Genomic DNA, 17,858 nt, shown 5'->3' with positions numbered 1-17,858 from the left:
TCCAGGCTCGCGGGGGCGTCCGGCAAGGGCTGGCGGAATTGCGCCAAGCCATTGAGCAGAAAAGCAGTTTGAACGGATCCTGAGCGGCTTCAGAAAATTTTGTTGCATCGCAGCAGAATGGGCGTATGTTGCACTGCAACAGCAGTCGGCATTCCAATGGAGTTGCATGATGTCCGCTCAATTCAACGACCAGTTCAGCAGCTACACCCAGCAGTTCGCCGCCACCGCGGCGCGTGCCAACCGCCTGGCGCTGGAGAGCGCCGAGAGCGTATTCGGCGTGCAGTTGAAGACCTTCGAAAAGAATGTGTCGGCCACCACCGGCTTCCTCGGCGAACTGACCGAGGCACGCGACCTGGGCACCGTGCAGGCGCTGTGGCCGAAGGGCCTGCAGATCGCCCGCGACAACTTCGAGCGGCTGGCCACGGCCAACCAGGAAGTGTTCGGCCTGAGCCTGAAGACCTCCGAGGCCATCGGCCAGCTCGCCAAGCACCAGTTCGAGGCGGCGACCGAGCAAGCCGCGCCCAAAGCCAAGCCCGCCGCCAAGTAAGACCCGATTCGACGTCGCTGCGGTTCGCCGCCCGACGCACCCTCGGTCTGCACGGGTCCCTCCCCCCGTGCAACCCCAAGGCCCGGTAGATCCCTCCCTCTACCGGGCCTTTTTTATGGGCGGGATTCGGGAGTTGGGGATTGGGGATTGGTCGATCGCGTGCGTCCCGGCGTTCCTGTCTTTCTTTGCGGGAAAGCTGCGACACCGATGCTTCGTTTGTGAGGTGTCGGGACTGAAGTCCCTCCCACACAACCCGTCCGGCAGTTGGTCAGCCCGGCGACATTCCTGCCCAAGGCTGCAACTGCGCGGCCAGTTGCTCGGCCTGCGGTTGCGGCCGGTACGGCAGCCGCCCCCAGCACGGCATCGGCAGCCGCGTGCGCAGCATCGCCATGTTGTCGTCGATGCGCTCCATCGCCGGGTCGATCTCGTTGCCGATCCAGCCGATGCACTGCAGGCCGTCGGCGGCGATCGCCGCGGCGCTGAGCCGGGCGTGGTTGAGGCAGCCCAGGCGCAGGCCGACCACCAGCACCACCGGCAGCCGCAGCGCGCGCGCCAGATCGGCCTGGTCCAGCGTCGCCGACAACGGTGCCGCCCAGCCGCCCACGCCTTCCACCACCACCACGTCGGCCTGCGCGCGCAGGCGTTCGAACGCGGCCGCGATCGGCGCCAGTTCCAGTTGCACGCCGGCGTCGGCGGCGGCCAGTTCCGGCGCCAGCGGCAGCGGCAGCGCGTAGGGATTGAGATCGTCATAACGCGGGCGCGGCGCGCTGGCCTCCTGCAACGCCAGTGCGTCCTCGTTGCGCCAGCCCTCGGCCTCGCGCGTGCAGCCGCTGGCCACCGGCTTCATGCCCACCGCGCGCTGGCCGCGCGCACGCAGGGCATGCAGCAGCGCGGTGCTGGCGATGGTCTTGCCGATGCCGGTATCGGTGCCGGTGACGTAGAAGGCGGGAACAGCCATGCGAACGAAACCCTGTCGGTTGGCCGGCGGGACGCGCGGCGGCGCGCAGGATAGCCGGGCGCGCCGCGCGCGTCAGCCGCGGCGGTGCCGGCGGACCCAGCGCGCTGCTAGACTCGGGCGATGTTCGCCTCGTCCTCGCTCACCGGCAGCAAGCCGGAACAGTACGCCCAGTTGCTCGACCAGGCCCGTGCCCTGGTCGCCGGGGAGCCCGACCGTATCGCCAATGCCGCCAACCTGGCGGCGCTGGTGTACCACGCGCTGCCGCGGCTGAACTGGGTCGGTTTCTATCTCTACGACGGCAAGGAACTGGTGGTCGGGCCGTTCCAGGGTCTGCCGGCCTGCGTGCGCATTCCGCTGCACAAGGGCGTATGCGGCGCGGCCGCCAGCAGCGGCCAGACCCAGCGCATCGACGACGTGGAGGCGTTCCCCGGGCACATCGCCTGCGATGCGGCCTCGCGTTCGGAACTGGTGGTACCGCTGCTGCGCGACAGCGCGCTGGTCGGCGTGTTCGACCTGGACAGCCCCGACCTGGCCCGCTTCGACGCCGACGACCAGCGCGGGCTGGAAGCGATCGCCCAGGTCTTCGTCGACAGCCTGCGATGAGCACCACCAAGCTGCGCAACATCGGCCCCAAGAGCGCGGCCTGGCTGCGCCAGGTCGGCGTGCGCACGCAGCAGGACCTGGAGGCGGCCGGCGCGGTCGGGGCCTTCGTCAAGGTCAAGCGTGCCGGCTTCAAGCCCAGCCTCAACCTGCTGTATTCGCTGGAAGGCGCGCTCAGCGGCTGCCACTGGCAGGAACTGTCCGAGGCGCGGCGCGCGCAGTTGCTGGGCGAGCTGGAGACCGCAACGGCGGCGCTGCCGGCGCAGCGCGGCCTGCCGGTCGCCGGGCCGGTGGCGACCACCCATTTCGACCGCGCCGATACGCGCGGCGACGATGACGCCGACGGCGCCTACGCGCCCGACCCGCACGACACGCCGGCGAACGACCATCACGGCGACGACGACGGCCACGGCACCCACGCCGACTGAGCCGCGCAGGCAGCGGCGATCGCGTACAATCGCGCCGCTTCAAGGTGACCCGCCGGCTCCGGCCAGCGGGTTGAAACGGGAAGCCGGTGCGTCTTGCGACAAGGCCGGCGCTGCCCCCGCAACGGTAAGCGATCCGCGCTGACGACCTGCGCCACTGTGCCTGGGCATGGGAAGGCGTCGCAGCCGGGAGGTCCGCCTCCCCGATCGCCAGCCCGGAGACCGGCCTTGCAGTTCACTGGTTGCGATGCGGAGGGCGTCGCGGCGTGCCGCGCCGTGTCCGGCGCCGTCCGCTTGCACCTTCCGTTCGCGACTCCCTTGCCGTCACAGCGCGCAGCCGCGCGCCGGAGTTGCCACCCATGTCGTCCCGCCTGCTTTCGGTCGCGATCGCGTCCGCCCTGTCCCTGCCCGCGCTGGCCCACGCCGCCGATGCCGCCACCGACCTCGACCAGGTCCTGGTCACCGCCACCCGCACCCAGATCTCGGTGGAGGACAGCGTGGTCCCGGCGCAGGTCATCGACCGCGCCGAGATCGAGCGCAGCCAGGCCGATTCGCTGGCGCAGCTGCTGCAGGGCCGCGCCGGCATCGGCATCTCCAACCAGGGCGGCCTGGGCAAGCTGACCACGCTGAACCTGCGCGGCAGCGAATCGGACCACGTGCTGGTGCTGGTGGACGGCGTGCGCATCGGCTCGGCCAGCGCCGGCCTGGCCGCGTTCCAGGATCTGCCGCTGAGCCAGATCGAGCGCATCGAGATCGTGCGCGGCCCGCGTTCGAGCCTGTACGGCTCCGACGCGATCGGCGGCGTCATCCAGATCTTCACCCGCCGCGGCGGCCAGGGCTTCCAGCAGAACCTGAGCCTGGGCGGCGGCAGCCACGGCCTGCGCGAGGCCGGCGCCGGCTTCAGCAACCGCGGCGAGCGCGGCTGGCTGGCCGTGCAGGGCGGCTACCAGAAGACCGACGGCATCAATGCCTGCAACGGCTCGGCCACGCTATTCGCCGGCTGCTTCGTCGACCAGCCCGACCGCGACGGCTACCGCAACGTCTCGCTGAGCGCGCGCGGCGGCTACGCCCTGACCGACACGCTGCGCATCGAGGGCCAGGCGCTGAACATCGACAGCCGCAACGCGTACGACGGCGACGCGCTGTTCGCCGGCAACGAGGCCGACAACACCCAGCAGGTGTTCAGCGGCAAGCTCGACTGGACGCCCTCCGATCGCCTGCACCTGGCCGCGCAGCTGGGCCGCAACGTCGACGACGCCGACAGCTACTACCGTGCGCCGGGCGCGCGCACCCGCAGCTTCATCAGCACCTTCGACAGCCGCCGCGACACCGCCGCGCTGCAGGGCGACATCACCCTGGCCGAAGGCCACCTGCTCAGCGTCGGCAGCGACTGGCAGCGTGAGCACGTCGCCAGCACCACCGCCTTCGACGTCGACAGCCGCGACAACACCGGCGTGTTCGCCGAGTACCAGGGCCGCTTCGGCGCGCAGCAGCTGCAGGCCAGCGTGCGCAGCGACGACAACGAGCAGTTCGGCGAGCACACCACCGGCAGCCTCGGCTGGGGCCTGGCGTTGGCGCATGGCCTCAAGCTCACCGCCAGCGTCGGCACCGGCTTCAAGGCGCCGACCTTCAACGACCTGTACTACCCGTTCGCCGGCAACCCTGACTTGAAGCCGGAGCGCTCCAAGAGCGGCAACCTGGGCATCGCGCAGTATGCCGACAGCTGGAACTGGACCTTCAACGCCTACGAGACCCGGGTCAAGGACCTGATCTCCTACGACGCGGTCAGCTTCCTGCCGGTCAACGTGGACGAGGCACGCATCCGCGGCGCCGAACTGACCGGCTATGCGTTGCTGGCCGGCTGGGAACTGTCGGCGCAGCTGAGCCACACCGATCCGCGCAACCGCAGCGACGGCGACAACCGCGACAACTGGCTGGCGCGGCGCGCGCAGAACACCGCGCGCCTGGACGTGGACCGCGGCATCGGCCCGGTCAAGCTCGGCGTCACCGTGTTCGGCAGCGGCCACCGCTTCGACGACGCGGCCAACCGCGTGCGCCTGGCCGGCTATGGCACCGTCGACCTGCGCGCGGAATACGCGTTCACCCCGGACTGGACGCTGCAGGCCAAGGCCAGCAACGTGTTCGATCGCGACTACCAGACGGTGAACTGGTACAACCAGCCGGGCCGCGAGTACGCGCTGACCCTGCGCTACGCGCCGGCAGCGCGCTGAGCCGGCGTCCCGCGCTGCGCCGATGGCGTGGCGCGGGACGACAGTGCAGAAACCACGCGTCTTTTTTTGTAGGAGCGGCTTCAGCCGTGATCGGCTTTCCCGGGAAAGCCTGTCGCGGCTGAAGCCGTTCCTACGAAAGGCGGCATGTGCGAACACAGCGGATGTAGATGCGCGCATTCTCAAAGCAGACATGCGCGACGCACGCGCACGTGGTCGCTCGCGATCAGGCCGCTGGCTGCCGAACGCAAACAGCCTCCCTCGTGCTCATGCATCGCGGCACAAACCTGACAGTTCAGCGACCGCTGCGCGCCCGGACCCTCACCCCAACCCCTCTCCCGGGGGGAGAGGGGCTTACTGCGTCATCGGCTGAAGCCGCTCCTGCAAGCGCATCCCGGTCTTTGCGCTACACCGCAGTGTTTGGATCGCCGTCGTATCAGCGCAGCCGCAGCAGCTCGCGCAAATCATCCATCAGCAACACCACGTCGGCCGTGGCCAGATCCAGATCGCGCGGATAGCCGTAACGCACCAGCGCCACCGGCATGCCGGCGGCGTGGCCGGCCTGCAGGTCGGTCCCCGAATCGCCGACCATCAGGCAGCGCGCCGGCGGCTGCGCGAACTGCTGCGCCAGGTGCAGCAGCGGCGCCGGGCTGGGCTTGCGCTCGGGCAGACTGTCGCCGCCGAGCACCGCAGAGAACAGATCGGCCACGCCCAGATGGCGCAACAACGGCGGCACCATTGCCGACGGCTTGTTGGTGCACAGCGCCAGCGTCACACCATCCGCATGCAACTGCGTCAGCGCCTCGGCCGCACCCGGATACAGCCGCGGACTGCGCAACAGGCATTCGGCGTAGTGACGCATGAAGGTCGGCATCACCGTCTCGAGTGGCGTGGCGTCGCCGACATGCCGCCAGGCGCTCTCGACCAGTTTGCGCACGCCCTCGCCGATCCAGCCGAGCACGGTCGCCTCCGACACGCGCGGCAGGCCGAAGTCGGCCAGGGTGCGGTTCAGCGCCTCGGCGATGTCGGCGCCGCTGTCGACCAGGGTGCCGTCCAGGTCGAACACCACCAATGCATAAGGAAATGTCATGTCGTGCCAACACAGGGGGACAAGTGCGCATTGTAGGTGGCGCAATGTCGGACGCGGTTGCGACGCGCGCGCGCGACGCGTGCCCTGCCTTCGCTGGCACGCGATTGCGACCACGCCACGCCCGCTACGGCAGCGCCGTGACGGCGACCGATCGCGCGAACCGCGCTCACGCGATCCATCCCGGTCCGAGTCAACCGCTCGATCCCTGCGCTCGCGCGCACGACACCCGAGAACATCACCGGTTGGCGATCCCCACCCATGTTTCAATCCACGCGTCCGTGAGGACGCGACCAGGTCGATCCGCGTGCCGGAGGATGAAGTCGCTGTTGCAACCCGAGCAGCATGCCCCTGTGGGAGGGACTTCAGTCCCGACGCGGGAGCGACGGCCAGGTTCTCGGCTTGCACCCACATCCCATGGTTGTTTCAACACACGCACACGCGAGCGTGTGCGACCGCTGACGCTGTGCCTGCTGAACGCCTCGATGCGCTTTCAATCCACGCCCCCGCAAGGGCGCGACACAGACCCGCCGTCGCCGCACCGTAACCCCAGGTGTTTCAATCCACGCACCGCTCAGGGCGCCGCGATAGAGGGTACGACAGTCTCCCGTGGCACACGTTCCAATGCAGTCAGCCGGGAAGGCAGTCTCCCAGGCAACGCAACCGCCTCAACCGAACAAGCACCCCTGCGCCTGCCCCGGCTCGCGCTCGTGGAAGCCGGACAGGCCGACGCCGACCAGGCGGTAGCGGGTGGATGCCGGCAGGTCCACCCGCTCGCGCAGCGCCAGGGCGATGTCGATCAAGGCCTGCAGCGAGTCCGGCGGTTGCTCCGGGGTGAAACTGCGGGTGAGGATGCGGAACTGCGCGGTCTTCAGCTTCAGCACCACGGTGCGCGCGATGCGCTCGGTGCGGCGGGTGGCGTTCCAGGTCTTCTCGGCCAGTTGCCGGATCGCCGGCTCCAGCGCCTCCAGCGCCAGGTCTTCGGCGAAGGTGTCCTCGGAGGAGATCGACTGCACCGGCTGGTCCGATTCCACCGGGCGTTCGTCGATGCCGCGCGCGCGCTGGTACAGGCGCAGGCCGAAGCTGCCGAAGCGCGCCTCCAGTTCCGCCTCGCTGCGCCCGCGCAGATCGCCGACGGTGGCGATGCCCAGTTCCGCCAGCTTGGCCTCCATGACCTTGCCCACGCCGGGTACCTTGTTCACCGGCAACGGCGTCAGGAACGCGTCCACGCGATGCGGACGGATCACGAACTGGCCGTCGGGCTTGCGCCAGTCCGAGGCGATCTTGGCCAGGAACTTGTTCGGCGCGATCCCGGCCGATGCGGTCAATTCGGTTTCGGCGCGGATCTGCGCGCGGATGGTCTGGGCGATCTCGGTGGCGGTGCGCATTTCGCCCTTGGGCGCGGTGACGTCCAGGTAGGCTTCGTCCAGCGACAGCGGCTCGATCAGGTCGGTGTGGCGCTGGAAGATCTCGCGCACCTGCCGCGACACCGCCTTGTAGCGGGCGAAATCCGGCGGCACGAAGATCGCGTCCGGGCACAGCCGCTCGGCGCGCAGCGCCGGCATCGCCGAGCGCACGCCGAACACGCGTGCCTCGTAGGAGGCGGCGCACACCACCGAGCGCATGCCGCGCCAGGCCACCACCACGGGCTTGCCGCGCAGCGCCGGATCGTCACGCTGCTCCACGGACGCGTAGAACGCATCCATGTCGACGTGAATGATCTTGCGCATCGACCCCAACCCTACGCCTGCGAACGGTGAGCACATGATAAGCCCGGCACTGCGCACGGATTGAGAACGCGCGCCTTGATCCGGCGCAGTGCGCGCGCCGTCGCCGCTGCCGACACTACGCGTGCGTACGGATAAAACGTTTGATTGAACGCGCGACGCTCATGCACTCTTGCGCGCCTCGACTGTCTCGCCTGGGAATGTTCCGCTCATGAGTCGTCTGTCCTCCTATTCGCGCGAGCAGTTGCTCGCCAGCGCACGCGGCGAGTTGTTCGGCGCCAATGCCGGGCGCCTGCCCAACGACCCGATGCTGATGTTCGACCGCATCGTCGCCATCGACGAGACCGGCGGCGCGCACGGCAAGGGCGTGATCCGCGCCGAACTGGATATCCGTCCGGACCTGTGGTTCTTCGGCTGCCATTTCATCGGCGATCCGGTGATGCCCGGCTGCCTGGGCCTGGATGCGATGTGGCAGCTGACCGGCTTCTTCCTGACCTGGTTGGGCGCACCCGGCCGTGGCCGTGCGCTGGGCGTGGGCGAGGTGAAGTTCACCGGCCAGGTGCTGCCCACCGCCAAGCAGGTGGTGTACGAGATCGACATCAGCCGGGTGATCAACCGCAAGCTGGTGATGGCGGTGGCCGACGGCCGCATGTCGGTGGACGGGCGCGAGATCTACACCGCCAAGGACATGCGCGTGGGCCTGTTCACTTCGACGGAGGCATTCTGATGCGGCGCGTGGCCATTACCGGGATGGGCATCACCTCGTGCCTGGGCAACGATCTGGACAGCGTGGCGCGCGCCTTGCGCGAGGGCCGCTCCGGCATCCGCTACAACGCGCAGGCGGCGGAGTTCGGCCTGCGCAGCCAGGTCGGCGGCGATGTGCAACTGGACCTGGACGCGGCGATCGACCGCAAGCTCAAGCGCTTCATGGGCGACGCCTCGGCCTACGCCTACCTGGCGCTGCGCGATGCCTTGGCCGACGCCGGCCTGGACGAAGCGGCGATCAGCGATCCGCGGATCGGCCTGATCGCCGGTTCCGGCGGCGGCTCCAGCCACTGGCAGGTGGAGGCGGCGGACCTGCTGCGCAACCGCGGCGTGCGCAAGGTCGGCCCGTACATGGTGCCGCGCACGATGTGTTCGGCGGTGTCGGCCAGCCTGGCCACCGCATTCAAGATCAAGGGCGTCAGCTACTCGCTGTCGGCCGCGTGCGCGACCTCGGCGCACTGCATCGGCGCGGCAGCGGACCTGATCCGCCACGGCCAGCAGGACGTGATGTTCGCCGGCGGCGGCGAGGAACTGGACTGGACCATGAGCCTGATGTTCGACGCCATGGGCGCGCTCTCCACCGGCTTCAACGATACGCCGGCGGTGGCCTCGCGGCCCTACGACGCCGCGCGCGACGGCTTCGTCATCGCCGGCGGCGGCGGCATGCTGGTGCTGGAGGACTACGAGCACGCGGTGGCGCGCGGTGCGCGCATCCATGCCGAACTGGTCGGCTACGGCGTGACTTCCGACGGCGCCGACATGGTCGCCCCGTCCGGCGAAGGTGCGGTGCGCTGCATGCGCATGGCGCTGCAGGGCGTGGACGCGCCGATCGACTATCTCAACACCCACGGCACCTCGACCCCGCTCGGCGACGTCACCGAGCTGGACGCGGTACGCGCGGTGTTCGGCGACGCGGTGCCGCCGCTGTCCTCGACCAAGGCGCTGTCCGGACACTCGCTGGGCGCGGCCAGCGTGCACGAGGCGATCTACTGCCTGCTGATGCTGCGCGACGGCTTCATCGCCGGCTCGGCCAACATCGACACGCTGGATCCGCGCGCCGAGGGCTTCCCCATCGAGCGCGAAAGCCGCGATGCGGACTTGCGCACGGTGATGTCCAACAGCTTCGGCTTCGGCGGCACCAACGCCGCGCTGGTATTCGCCAAGGCCTGAGTCGGGCCACGCCTGCACGGTGCCGGCAGCGGCAGCGTGCCGCGCGTCAGCGCTCCAGCTGCCGGACGTCGCGACGCCCGGCGTCGTCGTCCTTGTGCGCTTCCGGCTTGGCCGGTGGCGCTGAAGGCGGTGGCGGTGGCGGTGGCGGTGGAGGCGGTGGCGGTGGTGGCGGCGGAGGCGAGGTCGGCTTCGGCGAATGCCGCTCGACCCACTGGATGGTCGCCGGCGACGGTGGCCACGCCGGCGATGCCGACGGCGCGGACGCAGGGGGCGGCACCGGCTGCAGTCCCATCGCTTCGCGCTGGCGGCGGTCGCTGTCCTGGCGTTGCAACTCCTTCGCCAGTTCCTTGTTGTAGCGGGGATTGAGCGCGTCCGGCGGCGGGATCTGATGCATCCGCTCGCCCGGCGGCGTCCATGCCGGCGTGGCGCTCACGGCCTCGGAGGCAGACGCCGCTGGCGGCGGCGCCCGCCATTGCGGCCCCAACTGCCGCTGCAACGGGGCCGGAATCTGCGCCGGCCCGGCCGCGCTCGCGGCGCTTTCCAGTGGCCGATAGCGCGCGCGTTCGCGCGCCCACGGCTGACCGCGATAGTGCGTGTCCCAATAGCGATCCAGCGCAAAGCCGACGGTGGGCACGCCGGGTGCGATGCCCTGTTCCTGTGCGCTGAAATCGATCGCGCCGGCCGGCAGCCAACCGCGTTTTTCGCGCCAACTGACATCGCACCAGGTCCAGTCGCGGGTGCAGCCATGCACCCGCAGTGCATCGTCGGTGACCGGCGTGGCCACGCGCGGATACTCCGGCGCCGGGCCGGCGCGCAGGCTGGCGCCGATGCGCACCGTGCCGCTGCCGTCCTGCGCCAAGGCCGGCGCGACCATGCTCAACAGCAACGGCGTCCACCACCCTGCTCGCTTCATGCGGTCCTCCGTGTGCGGTGCGGCAGTGTCCTATGCCGCGATCGCGGCGGCGACGATCGCCGTGCCGCTGTGCTGTGTTCTAGCACAGAGGAGCTGGGATTGGAGATTGGAGATTGGGGATGACCAGCCTGCGGCTGTTGAGAGCCGGGATTGGGGATCGAGAACGGGAACGGGGTCGGGGTCGTCCTGCACGGGACAACATCGCCAGCAAACGATCTGACGAACGTGGCCGCCTTCCGATGAAAAGTCGCCGCTTTTTGTGGGAGGGGCTTCAGCCCCTCCCACAAGATCCTCGCAACTGCCCGAAACCCGCGAAGAATCCCGACTCCCTAACCCGAATCCCGGCTTTCAACAGCCGCAGGCTGTCATCCCGAATCCCGAATCCCGAATCCCAGCTTATCCCGCCATGCCGCTGTGCCGCAGCAACGCCTCCAGCTCCGGCGCGCGGCCGCGGAAGGCGGTGAAGTTCTCCAGCGCCGGGCGGCTGCCGCCGCGCGAGAGGATCTCGTGCAGGAAGCGCGCGCCGGTGTCCGCCAACTGGTCCGGCGCTTCCTCGAACGCGGCATAGGCGTCGGCGCTGAGCACCTCGGCCCATTTGTAGCTGTAGTAACCGGCCGCATAGCCGCCGGCGAAGATGTGGCTGAACTGGTGGGGGAAGCGGTTCCATGCCGGCGGCCGGTTCACCGCCACTGCGTCGCGCACGCGCTCGAGCAACTGCAGCACGCTGTCGGTCTGCGCATCGAAGCTGTGGTGCAACTGCATGTCGAACAACGCGAACTCGAGCTGGCGCACGGTGAACATGCCGCTCTGGTAGTTCTTCGCCGCCAGCATCTTGTCAAACAGCGCGCGCGGCAGCGGCTCGCCGCTGTCCACGTGCGCGGTCATCGCCTGCAGGCGCGGCCATTCCCAGCAGAAGTTCTCCATGAACTGGCTGGGCAGTTCCACCGCGTCCCATTCCACGCCGTTGATGCCGGCCACGCCCAGTTCGCCGACCTGGGTCAGCAACTGGTGCAGGCCGTGGCCCATCTCGTGAAACAGGGTGGTGACCTCGTTGTGGGTGAAGGTGGCCGGCTTGCCGTCGCTGCCGCGGCCGAAGTTGCACACCAGGTACACCAGCGGGGTCTGCACGCCGTCGGCGCGCTCGCGGCGGTTGCGGCAGTCGTCCATCCAGGCGCCACCGCGCTTGCCTTCGCGCGCGTACAGGTCCAGGTAGAACTGCCCGACCAGGCGCCCCTGCGCGTCGCTGAGGCGGAAGAAGCGCACGTCCGGATGCCACACCGGCGCGCTGTCGGCCTCCACGCGCAAGCCGTACAGGTCGTGGATCAGGCCGAACAGGCCGTCCAGCACCTTGGGCTCGGTGAAGTAGCGCTTCACCTCCTGCTCGGAGAAACTGTAGCGCGCCTGCTTGAGCTTTTCGCTGGCATAGAGCAGGTCCCAGGCTTCCAGCGTGTCCAGGCCCAGGTGCTCGCGCGCGAAGGCTTCCAGTTCGGCGCGGTCGCGCTGCGCGTAGGGCTTGGCGCGTGCGGCCAGGTCGTGCAGGAACTCCAGCACCTGGGCGGGATCCTGCGCCATCTTGGTCGCCAGCGAATACTCGGCATAGCTGGCGAAGCCGAGCAGCGCCGCCAGTTCGCCGCGCAGGGCGAGGATGCGGCCGATCGCCGCGCTGTTGTCCAGCGCCGCATCGCCGAACTCCGAGGCGCGGATCGCATTGGCGCGGTACAGCGTCTCGCGCAGCGCCCGGTCCTCGGCATACATCTGCACCGGCAGGTAGCACGGCATCTGCAGGGTCAGCTTCCAGCCTTCCTGGCCGTCGCGCTCGGCCGCCGCGCGCGCAGCGGCGACGCTGTCCTCGGGCAGGCCGGCCAGGCGAGCCGGGTCGTCGATCAGCAGCGACCACGCGTCGGTGGCGTCGAGCACGTTCTGCGAGAACTTGGCCGACAGCGCCGACAGCTCTTCCTGGATCGCGGCGAAGCGCTGCTTGTCGGCCTCGCCCAGTTCGGCGCCGCCCAGGCGGAAGTCGCGCAGCGCGTTGTCCAGCACCTTGCGCTGCGCCGGGCCGAGCGTGGCCGCCTCCGGCGATTGCGCCAGCGTGCGGTACTGCGCAAACAGCGCCAGGTTCTGCCCCAGCGCGCTGGAGAAGCGCGTCACCTTGGGCAGGTTGGCGTTGTAGGCCTCGCGCAGCGCCGGCGTGTTGACCACCGCCTGCAGGTGGCTCACCTGGCCCCAGGCGCGCCACAGGCGCTCGGTGGCATCGTCCAGCGGCGCCACGAAGCTGTCCCAGCGCACCGGCGCCACGGTCTCGGCGGCGGCCACGGCGGCCTCGGCCTGCGCCAGCAGCGTGTCGATCGCCGGGCCGATGTGCTCGGGCTGGATCGCATCGAAGCGCGGCAGGCCGGAAAAATCGAGCAGGGGATTGGTCATCGCGGAACTCTCGGTAGCGGGGAAAGGACCGGCGCGGCCGGCCATGGAAGACAGATGGCGGTCAGTCCAGCGCGGCACAAGGCAGCGGCGGCAAGCCGGCGCCGGCCACCGCCGCGGCCAGTTGCGCGTCGGCCTGTTCGACGTCGATGCCGTGCTCGGCGTACCACTGCGGCCGGTAGTAGCTGTGCACGTAGCGCTCGCCGCTGTCGCACAGGATGGTGACGATGGCGCCACTGCGGCCCTGTTCGCGCATGCGCGTGGCCGCCTGCAGCACGCCGACGAAGTTGGTGCCGGTGGAGCCGCCCACGCGCCGGCCCAGGCGCGCGCTGACGTAGCGCATCGCCGCCAGGCTCAGCGCGTCGGGCACCTTGACCATCGCATCCACGCAGCTGGGGATGAAGCTCGGCTCCACCCGCGGCCGGCCGATGCCTTCGATACGCGAGCCGCCGGTGCTTTCCAGGCCGGCGTAGTCGCGCCCGGCCAGCGCCTCGCGGTAGCCGTCGAAGAACAGCGACACCTCCGGGTCGGCGCACAGGATGCGGGTGGGATGGCGCCGGTAGCGCACGTAGCGGCCAAGCGTGGCCGCGGTGCCGCCGGTGCCGGGGCTGCACACGATCCACGCCGGGATCGGATGCGGCTCCTCCTGCATCTGCCGGAAGATCGACTCGGCGATGTTGTTGTTGGCGCGCCAGTCGGTGGCACGTTCGGCGTAGAGGAACTGGTCCATGAAATGGCCGCCGGTCTCGCGCGCCAGCTGCACCGAATCGGCATGCAGATCGCAGGCGCGCCCGACCAGGTGGCAGCGCCCGCCCTGGAACTCGATCGCGGCGATCTTCTCCGGCGAGGTCGTTGCCGGCATCACCGCGATGAACGGCAGCCCCAGCAGGCGCGCGAAGTACGCCTCGGATACCGCGGTGGAACCGCTGGAGGCCTCGATCACGGGGCGCCCCTCGCGCAGCCAGCCGTTGGCCAGGGCGTACAGGAACAGCGAGCGCGCCAGGCGGTGCTTGAGGCTGCCGGTGGGATGGCTGGATTCGTCCTTGAAGTACAGGTCGATGCCGGGGAACCCGGGCAGGTCCAGCGGGATCAGGTGGGTGTCGGCCGAGCGGTTGAAGTCGGCTTCGATCTTCTGGATGGCGGCGGCCACCCAAGCGCGATGGGTCATGGCGATGCGGGAGCGGAGAAATCGCGCCCACGATACACGCCCAGCCGGGCGCCAGGACCATGCGCCGCGCAGGCCGCCACCCCGGCGTTCACCCGGCGCGGCGCACGGCCCAGCGGCGGCGCTCAGCCGGCGGCGGCCACGCTGAAGCCGGCGTCGGCGATCGCCTGCTCCAGCGCGGCCACGTCGATGCGCGCGGGGTCGTAGTCGATGCCCACGCGCCCGCCCTCCAGCACCACCGTGCTGGCGGCCACGCCCGGGCAGGCGTCCAGCACCCGCTGCAGCCGTGCGCTGCAGCCGCCGCAACTCATGCCGTGGACGAGAAGATCGAGATGTTGCATGTCAGGCTCCAGGAGGAAGAAGGCGAATACGCGCTCACCGCGCCCGCCAGCGATTCAGCAGCAGCGCGTTGCCCAGCACCGAGACCGAACTCAGCGCCATCGCCGCGCCGGCGATCACCGGGTTGAGCAGGCCGAATGCGGCCAGCGGGATGCCCAGGCCGTTGAAGACGAAGGCGAAGAACAGGTTCTGGCGGATCTTGCGCACTGTGGCCGCGGACAGGTCGATGGCGGCGGCGACGCCGGCCAGGTCGCCGTGCATCAGCACCACGTCGGCCGCTTCGATCGCGATGTCCGAGCCGCTGCCGATGGCGAAGCTGACGTCGGCCGCGGCCAGCGCCGGGGCGTCGTTGATGCCGTCGCCGACCATGCCCACGTGCGCGCCCGGCACGGCCTGCAGCTCGCGCACATGCGCGGCTTTGTCCTGCGGCAATACCTCGGCCTGCACCTGGGCGATGCCGAGCCGCGCGGCCACCGCCTGCGCCGCGTGGCGGTTGTCGCCGCTGAGCATGGTCACCGCGATGCCGCGCGCCTGCAGCCGCGCCACCGCCTCGGCAGCGCCCTCGCGCAGCGGATCGGCGATGGCGATATAGCCGGCCACGGCGCCGTCCACCGCCACGCCGACCACGCTGTGGCCCTGCGCCTGCGCCGCCTCGGCCTGGCGGCGCAGCGTCGGGTCGGCCGGCACGGCGATCAGGCCATCGAGCCACGCCAGCGCGCCCAGCGCGACCTCGCGCCCGTCGACGCGGCCGCGCACGCCTTGCCCCGGCAGGGTCTGCACCGCCTCGGCGCGCGGCGCCGGCGCGGGCGTGCGCACCCCCAGGTCGGCGGCGCGCTGCACGATCGCACGCGCCAGCGGATGCGCCGACCCGGTCTCCAGCGCGGCGGCCAGACGCAACAGCGGCGCGGACTCGGCCTCGTCGGCGACCAGCACCGCGGTCACCTGCGGCTGGCCCAGGGTCAGGGTGCCGGTCTTGTCGACCACCAGCGCGGTCAGCGCGCGGGCGCGTTCCAGCACCTCGGCGTCGCGGATCAGGATGCCGGCGCGCGCGCCGATGCCGGTGCCGACCATGATCGCGGTCGGCGTGGCCAGGCCCAGCGCGCACGGGCAGGCGATCACCAGCACCGCCACCGCGTGCACCAGGGCGTCGGCGAAGCTGCCGCCCAGCGCCCAGGTCGCGCCCAGGGTGACCGCGGCGATGGCCAGCACCGCCGGCACGAACACCGCGGCGATGCGGTCGACCAGGCGCTGGATCGGCGCACGCGAGCCTTGCGCGGCATCGACCATGCGCACGATCTGCGCCAGCAGGGTGTCGGCGCCGACGCCGGTGGCGCGCGCGCGCAGCAGGCCGAGCTGGTTGACCGTGGCCGCATGCAGGCGACTGCCCGGCGCCTTGGCCACCGGCAGCGCCTCACCGGAGAGCATCGCCTCGTCCACGCTGGAGTGGCCGTCGAGCACCTCGCCGTCCACCGGCACGCGCTCGCCGGCGGCGACCACGAACACGTCGCCGACCACCAGTTCCGCCGCATCCACCTCCACGATGGCGCCGTCGCGCTCGACCCGCGCGGTGGTCGGCGCCAGGTCGAGCAGCGCGCGCACCGCGGCGGTGGTGCGGCGCTTGGCGCGGGCCTCCAGCAGGCGCCCGAGCAGCACCAGGGTGATGACGCTGGTGCTGGCCTCGAAGTACACGTGCTGGCCGTGCAGGCCGGCGACGGTGACCACGGCGCTGTACAGATAGGCCATGCCGGTGCCCAGCGCGACCAGCACGTCCATGTTGGCGCTGCCGTTGCGCAGCGCGCGGTAACCGGCGCGATAGAAGCGCGCGCCGATCCAGCACTGCACCGGCGTGGCCAGCAGCAGTTGCAGCCAGCGCGGCAGCGGCTCGGCATGCGCACCGCGCAGGGCGTCGCCATCCAGCATGCCGAGCATCTGCCCCCAGAACGGCAAGGTCAGCAGCACCGCCGCGGCGAACATGCCCAGTTCGCGCCGCCAGGCACGGCGCTCGCGGCGCTCGCGCTCGGCCAGCTGCGCCGCGTCCATGGCCTCGGCGACACGCGCACCGAATCCGGCGCGGGCGATCCGCGCGATCAGCTCCGCCGGCGCGACCGCGCCCGGCAGGATCTCCACCCGCGCCTTGGCCGAGGCCAGGTTGGCGTGGCCGCTGAGGACGCCCGGGGTCTTCGCCAACACGGCATCGATCGACGCCACGCAGGAGGCGCAGTGCAGGCCGCTGAGTTCCAGGGTCAGGGTCTGGGTCGGTACGGCGTAGCCAGCCTGCTCGATGCGCTGCCGCAGCGTCGACAGGTCCACCTGCTGCGGGTCGTAGTCCACCTGCACGCGCGCGCCGGCATAGCTGGCCTGCGCCGCCACCCCGGGCAGGCGCTGCAGCGCCTTCTCCACGCCAGCCGCGCAGGCGGCGCAGGTCATGCCCTGCACCGGCAGCGTCAGCGACGTGGTGGTCCGGTCCGCACTCATCGCGACGGCTCGCCGGCGGCATCGCCACGGATGTCGCCCAGGATCGGGCAGGCGTCCGGCACGCCGCGGCCGGGGCAGTCCTCGACCAGGGCGGCCAGGGTGTCGCGCATCTCCGTGAGTTCGGCGATGCGCCGGTCCAGTGCCTGCAGGCGCGCACTGGCACGCTGCTTGATGCCCTCCACGCCGTGCACCTGGTCGTCCTGCAAGGCCAGCAGTTCGCCGATCTCCTCCAGCGAGAAACCCAGCTCCTTGGCGCGGCGGATGAAGCGCACCCGCTGCACCGCCGCGGCGTCGTACTCGCGGTAGCCGGAGGCGCGGCGCGGGGCCGGTGGCAGCAGGCCCTGGCGCTCGTAGTAGCGCACGGTATCGATGGCGACGTCGGCCTGGCGGGCGAGCGCGCCGATGGTGAAGCGGGCGGTGGCGGGGTCGGATCGCATGCGCACACCCTACTCCCTGGAGTCGGGTCCAGAGTCAAGCCTCGCCGCGCCGCAGTCGCTTGCCGCCCACGCCGGCTTCGGTATCCTCTGTGGCCCCCCGCCGCCACCCTGCTGCCTGTGCCGACCTTCGCCGTCCTGCTGCGCCTGCTGCTGTGCCTGAGCCTGCTGCTCAACGGCACCGCGGCCGCCATGGCGATGCCGGGCATGGCGGCGCACGGCACCTCGATGCACGACACGGCTGTCACGGTCGCCAGCACGGCGCCAGCGCATGCGGCGATGCCCTGCCACGACGCGCCGCCACCGCCGCCAATGGATCACGACGGCCACTGCCACGACCATGCCGGCAAGCATGGCGGCTGCGGCGGCATGGCCGGCTGCCAATGCCCGCATGCGCAACCGCTGCCGGCCCTGCTGGCGATGCCGCTGGCGCTGCCGCGCATGCCCCGCCACCTGGTCGCCGCCGCGCCCCAGGCCGCGCACGGCGCGCCCGGCCTGCCGCGGCTGGAACGCCCTCCCAGCGCCTGAGCGCGCGCGGCCGCCCCGCGGGCGGCCTCCTGGCGGCGGCGCACAGGCGCTGCCGCGCCCGTGCCTGCCGCGCCGCCAT

The 17,858-nt window shown here is 70.8% G+C and carries 16 protein-coding genes and 1 riboswitch; of the genes, 7 read left to right on the top strand and 9 right to left on the bottom strand.

From position 1 onward, the window contains the following. Positions 1 to 169 precede the first annotated feature (169 nt). A complete protein-coding gene (locus Q7W82_RS05875) occupies positions 170 to 547 on the top strand; it encodes a phasin family protein (protein WP_242159704.1) in 378 nt (125 codons plus the stop codon). 268 nt (positions 548 to 815) lie between these two features. On the opposite strand, the gene bioD is transcribed toward Q7W82_RS05875, so the two are convergent. Further along, positions 816 to 1,505, bottom strand: a complete 690-nt coding sequence (gene bioD, locus Q7W82_RS05870; protein ID WP_242159703.1) for a dethiobiotin synthase — start codon at positions 1,503 to 1,505, stop codon at positions 816 to 818. A 120-nt stretch (positions 1,506 to 1,625) separates the two neighbouring features. On the opposite strand from bioD, the gene Q7W82_RS05865 reads away from it, so the two are divergent. From Q7W82_RS05865 to btuB, 3 genes are all read left to right on the top strand, one after another. Further along, a complete protein-coding gene (locus Q7W82_RS05865; protein WP_160948164.1) occupies positions 1,626 to 2,108 on the top strand; it encodes a GAF domain-containing protein in 483 nt (160 codons plus the stop codon). Continuing rightward, a complete protein-coding gene (locus tag Q7W82_RS05860; RefSeq protein ID WP_242159702.1) occupies positions 2,105 to 2,533 on the top strand; it encodes a TfoX/Sxy family protein in 429 nt (142 codons plus the stop codon). Before Q7W82_RS05865 ends, Q7W82_RS05860 begins: the two co-directional genes overlap by 4 nt. A 25-nt stretch (positions 2,534 to 2,558) precedes the next feature. Then, positions 2,559 to 2,776: riboswitch (cobalamin riboswitch) on the top strand. A 113-nt stretch (positions 2,777 to 2,889) separates the two neighbouring features. Further along, complete coding sequence (btuB, locus tag Q7W82_RS05855) at positions 2,890 to 4,761, top strand: TonB-dependent vitamin B12 receptor (protein WP_242159701.1); 1,872 nt, start codon at positions 2,890 to 2,892, stop codon at positions 4,759 to 4,761. A gap of 433 nt (positions 4,762 to 5,194) precedes the next feature. On the opposite strand, the gene gph is transcribed toward btuB, so the two are convergent. Next, the gene (gene gph / locus Q7W82_RS05850) at positions 5,195 to 5,848 is read right to left on the bottom strand and encodes a phosphoglycolate phosphatase (protein ID WP_242159700.1); all 654 of its coding nucleotides are present in this window, start codon (positions 5,846 to 5,848) and stop codon (positions 5,195 to 5,197) included. A 665-nt stretch (positions 5,849 to 6,513) separates the two neighbouring features. Continuing rightward, on the bottom strand, positions 6,514 to 7,575 hold the full coding sequence (gene dinB, locus Q7W82_RS05845) for a DNA polymerase IV (RefSeq protein ID WP_242159699.1): 1,062 nt from the start codon (positions 7,573 to 7,575) through the stop codon (positions 6,514 to 6,516). A gap of 208 nt (positions 7,576 to 7,783) precedes the next feature. Between dinB and fabA the strand changes: the two genes are divergently transcribed. Beyond that, positions 7,784 to 8,299, top strand: coding sequence for a 3-hydroxyacyl-[acyl-carrier-protein] dehydratase FabA (gene fabA, locus Q7W82_RS05840; protein WP_242159698.1), 516 nt, complete (start codon positions 7,784 to 7,786; stop codon positions 8,297 to 8,299). After that, on the top strand, positions 8,299 to 9,507 hold the full coding sequence (gene fabB / locus Q7W82_RS05835) for a beta-ketoacyl-ACP synthase I (RefSeq protein ID WP_242159697.1): 1,209 nt from the start codon (positions 8,299 to 8,301) through the stop codon (positions 9,505 to 9,507). Before fabA ends, fabB begins: the two co-directional genes overlap by 1 nt. Positions 9,508 to 9,553: 46 nt before the next feature. On the opposite strand, the gene Q7W82_RS05830 is transcribed toward fabB, so the two are convergent. The 6 genes from Q7W82_RS05830 to Q7W82_RS05805 form a co-directional block, all read right to left on the bottom strand. Next, positions 9,554 to 10,420 (bottom strand): hypothetical protein, encoded by an 867-nt coding sequence (locus Q7W82_RS05830; protein ID WP_242159755.1) that lies wholly within the window; start codon positions 10,418 to 10,420, stop codon positions 9,554 to 9,556. A 396-nt stretch (positions 10,421 to 10,816) separates the two neighbouring features. Further along, entirely contained in the window at positions 10,817 to 12,841 is a 2,025-nt protein-coding gene (locus tag Q7W82_RS05825; RefSeq protein WP_242159696.1) for a M3 family metallopeptidase, read from the bottom strand. A 61-nt stretch (positions 12,842 to 12,902) separates the two neighbouring features. Next, on the bottom strand, positions 12,903 to 14,006 hold the full coding sequence (locus Q7W82_RS05820) for a PLP-dependent cysteine synthase family protein (RefSeq protein ID WP_048492234.1): 1,104 nt from the start codon (positions 14,004 to 14,006) through the stop codon (positions 12,903 to 12,905). 122 nt (positions 14,007 to 14,128) lie between these two features. Next, on the bottom strand, positions 14,129 to 14,344 hold the full coding sequence (locus Q7W82_RS05815; protein ID WP_184502392.1) for a heavy-metal-associated domain-containing protein: 216 nt from the start codon (positions 14,342 to 14,344) through the stop codon (positions 14,129 to 14,131). A 34-nt stretch (positions 14,345 to 14,378) separates the two neighbouring features. After that, positions 14,379 to 16,817, bottom strand: coding sequence for a heavy metal translocating P-type ATPase (locus tag Q7W82_RS05810; protein ID WP_242159695.1), 2,439 nt, complete (start codon positions 16,815 to 16,817; stop codon positions 14,379 to 14,381). Beyond that, the gene (locus Q7W82_RS05805) at positions 16,814 to 17,254 is read right to left on the bottom strand and encodes a heavy metal-responsive transcriptional regulator (RefSeq protein WP_242159694.1); all 441 of its coding nucleotides are present in this window, start codon (positions 17,252 to 17,254) and stop codon (positions 16,814 to 16,816) included. Before Q7W82_RS05805 ends, Q7W82_RS05810 begins: the two co-directional genes overlap by 4 nt. A gap of 117 nt (positions 17,255 to 17,371) precedes the next feature. Here Q7W82_RS05805 and Q7W82_RS05800 point away from each other — a divergent pair, with 117 nt between their 5' ends. Continuing rightward, positions 17,372 to 17,779, top strand: coding sequence for a CopL family metal-binding regulatory protein (locus Q7W82_RS05800; protein ID WP_242159693.1), 408 nt, complete (start codon positions 17,372 to 17,374; stop codon positions 17,777 to 17,779). Positions 17,780 to 17,858 lie beyond the last annotated feature (79 nt).

This window comes from Xanthomonas indica (assembly GCF_040529045.1).
Classification (GTDB): domain Bacteria; phylum Pseudomonadota; class Gammaproteobacteria; order Xanthomonadales; family Xanthomonadaceae; genus Xanthomonas_A; species Xanthomonas_A indica.
The sequence above is the reverse complement of the archived record's forward strand: the minus strand, read 5'-3'. Positions and strand labels throughout refer to the sequence as shown.

Bases quoted from the DNA above. Each gene is read 5' to 3' on its own strand.
- Q7W82_RS05805 (WP_242159694.1), bottom strand. From the start codon at position 17,254: ATGCGATCCGACCCCGCCACCGCCCGCTTCACCATCGGCGCGCTCGCC.
- Q7W82_RS05830 (WP_242159755.1), bottom strand. From the start codon at position 10,420: ATGAAGCGAGCAGGGTGGTGGACGCCGTTGCTGTTGAGCATGGTCGCG.
- Q7W82_RS05865 (WP_160948164.1), top strand. From the start codon at position 1,626: ATGTTCGCCTCGTCCTCGCTCACCGGCAGCAAGCCGGAACAGTACGCC.
- gph (WP_242159700.1), bottom strand. From the start codon at position 5,848: ATGACATTTCCTTATGCATTGGTGGTGTTCGACCTGGACGGCACCCTG.
- btuB (WP_242159701.1), top strand. From the start codon at position 2,890: ATGTCGTCCCGCCTGCTTTCGGTCGCGATCGCGTCCGCCCTGTCCCTG.
- Q7W82_RS05820 (WP_048492234.1), bottom strand. From the start codon at position 14,006: ATGACCCATCGCGCTTGGGTGGCCGCCGCCATCCAGAAGATCGAAGCC.
- Q7W82_RS05825 (WP_242159696.1), bottom strand. From the start codon at position 12,841: ATGACCAATCCCCTGCTCGATTTTTCCGGCCTGCCGCGCTTCGATGCG.
- Q7W82_RS05815 (WP_184502392.1), bottom strand. From the start codon at position 14,344: ATGCAACATCTCGATCTTCTCGTCCACGGCATGAGTTGCGGCGGCTGC.
- Q7W82_RS05875 (WP_242159704.1), top strand. From the start codon at position 170: ATGTCCGCTCAATTCAACGACCAGTTCAGCAGCTACACCCAGCAGTTC.
- dinB (WP_242159699.1), bottom strand. From the start codon at position 7,575: ATGCGCAAGATCATTCACGTCGACATGGATGCGTTCTACGCGTCCGTG.
- Q7W82_RS05810 (WP_242159695.1), bottom strand. From the start codon at position 16,817: ATGAGTGCGGACCGGACCACCACGTCGCTGACGCTGCCGGTGCAGGGC.
- Q7W82_RS05860 (WP_242159702.1), top strand. From the start codon at position 2,105: ATGAGCACCACCAAGCTGCGCAACATCGGCCCCAAGAGCGCGGCCTGG.
- fabB (WP_242159697.1), top strand. From the start codon at position 8,299: ATGCGGCGCGTGGCCATTACCGGGATGGGCATCACCTCGTGCCTGGGC.
- bioD (WP_242159703.1), bottom strand. From the start codon at position 1,505: ATGGCTGTTCCCGCCTTCTACGTCACCGGCACCGATACCGGCATCGGC.
- fabA (WP_242159698.1), top strand. From the start codon at position 7,784: ATGAGTCGTCTGTCCTCCTATTCGCGCGAGCAGTTGCTCGCCAGCGCA.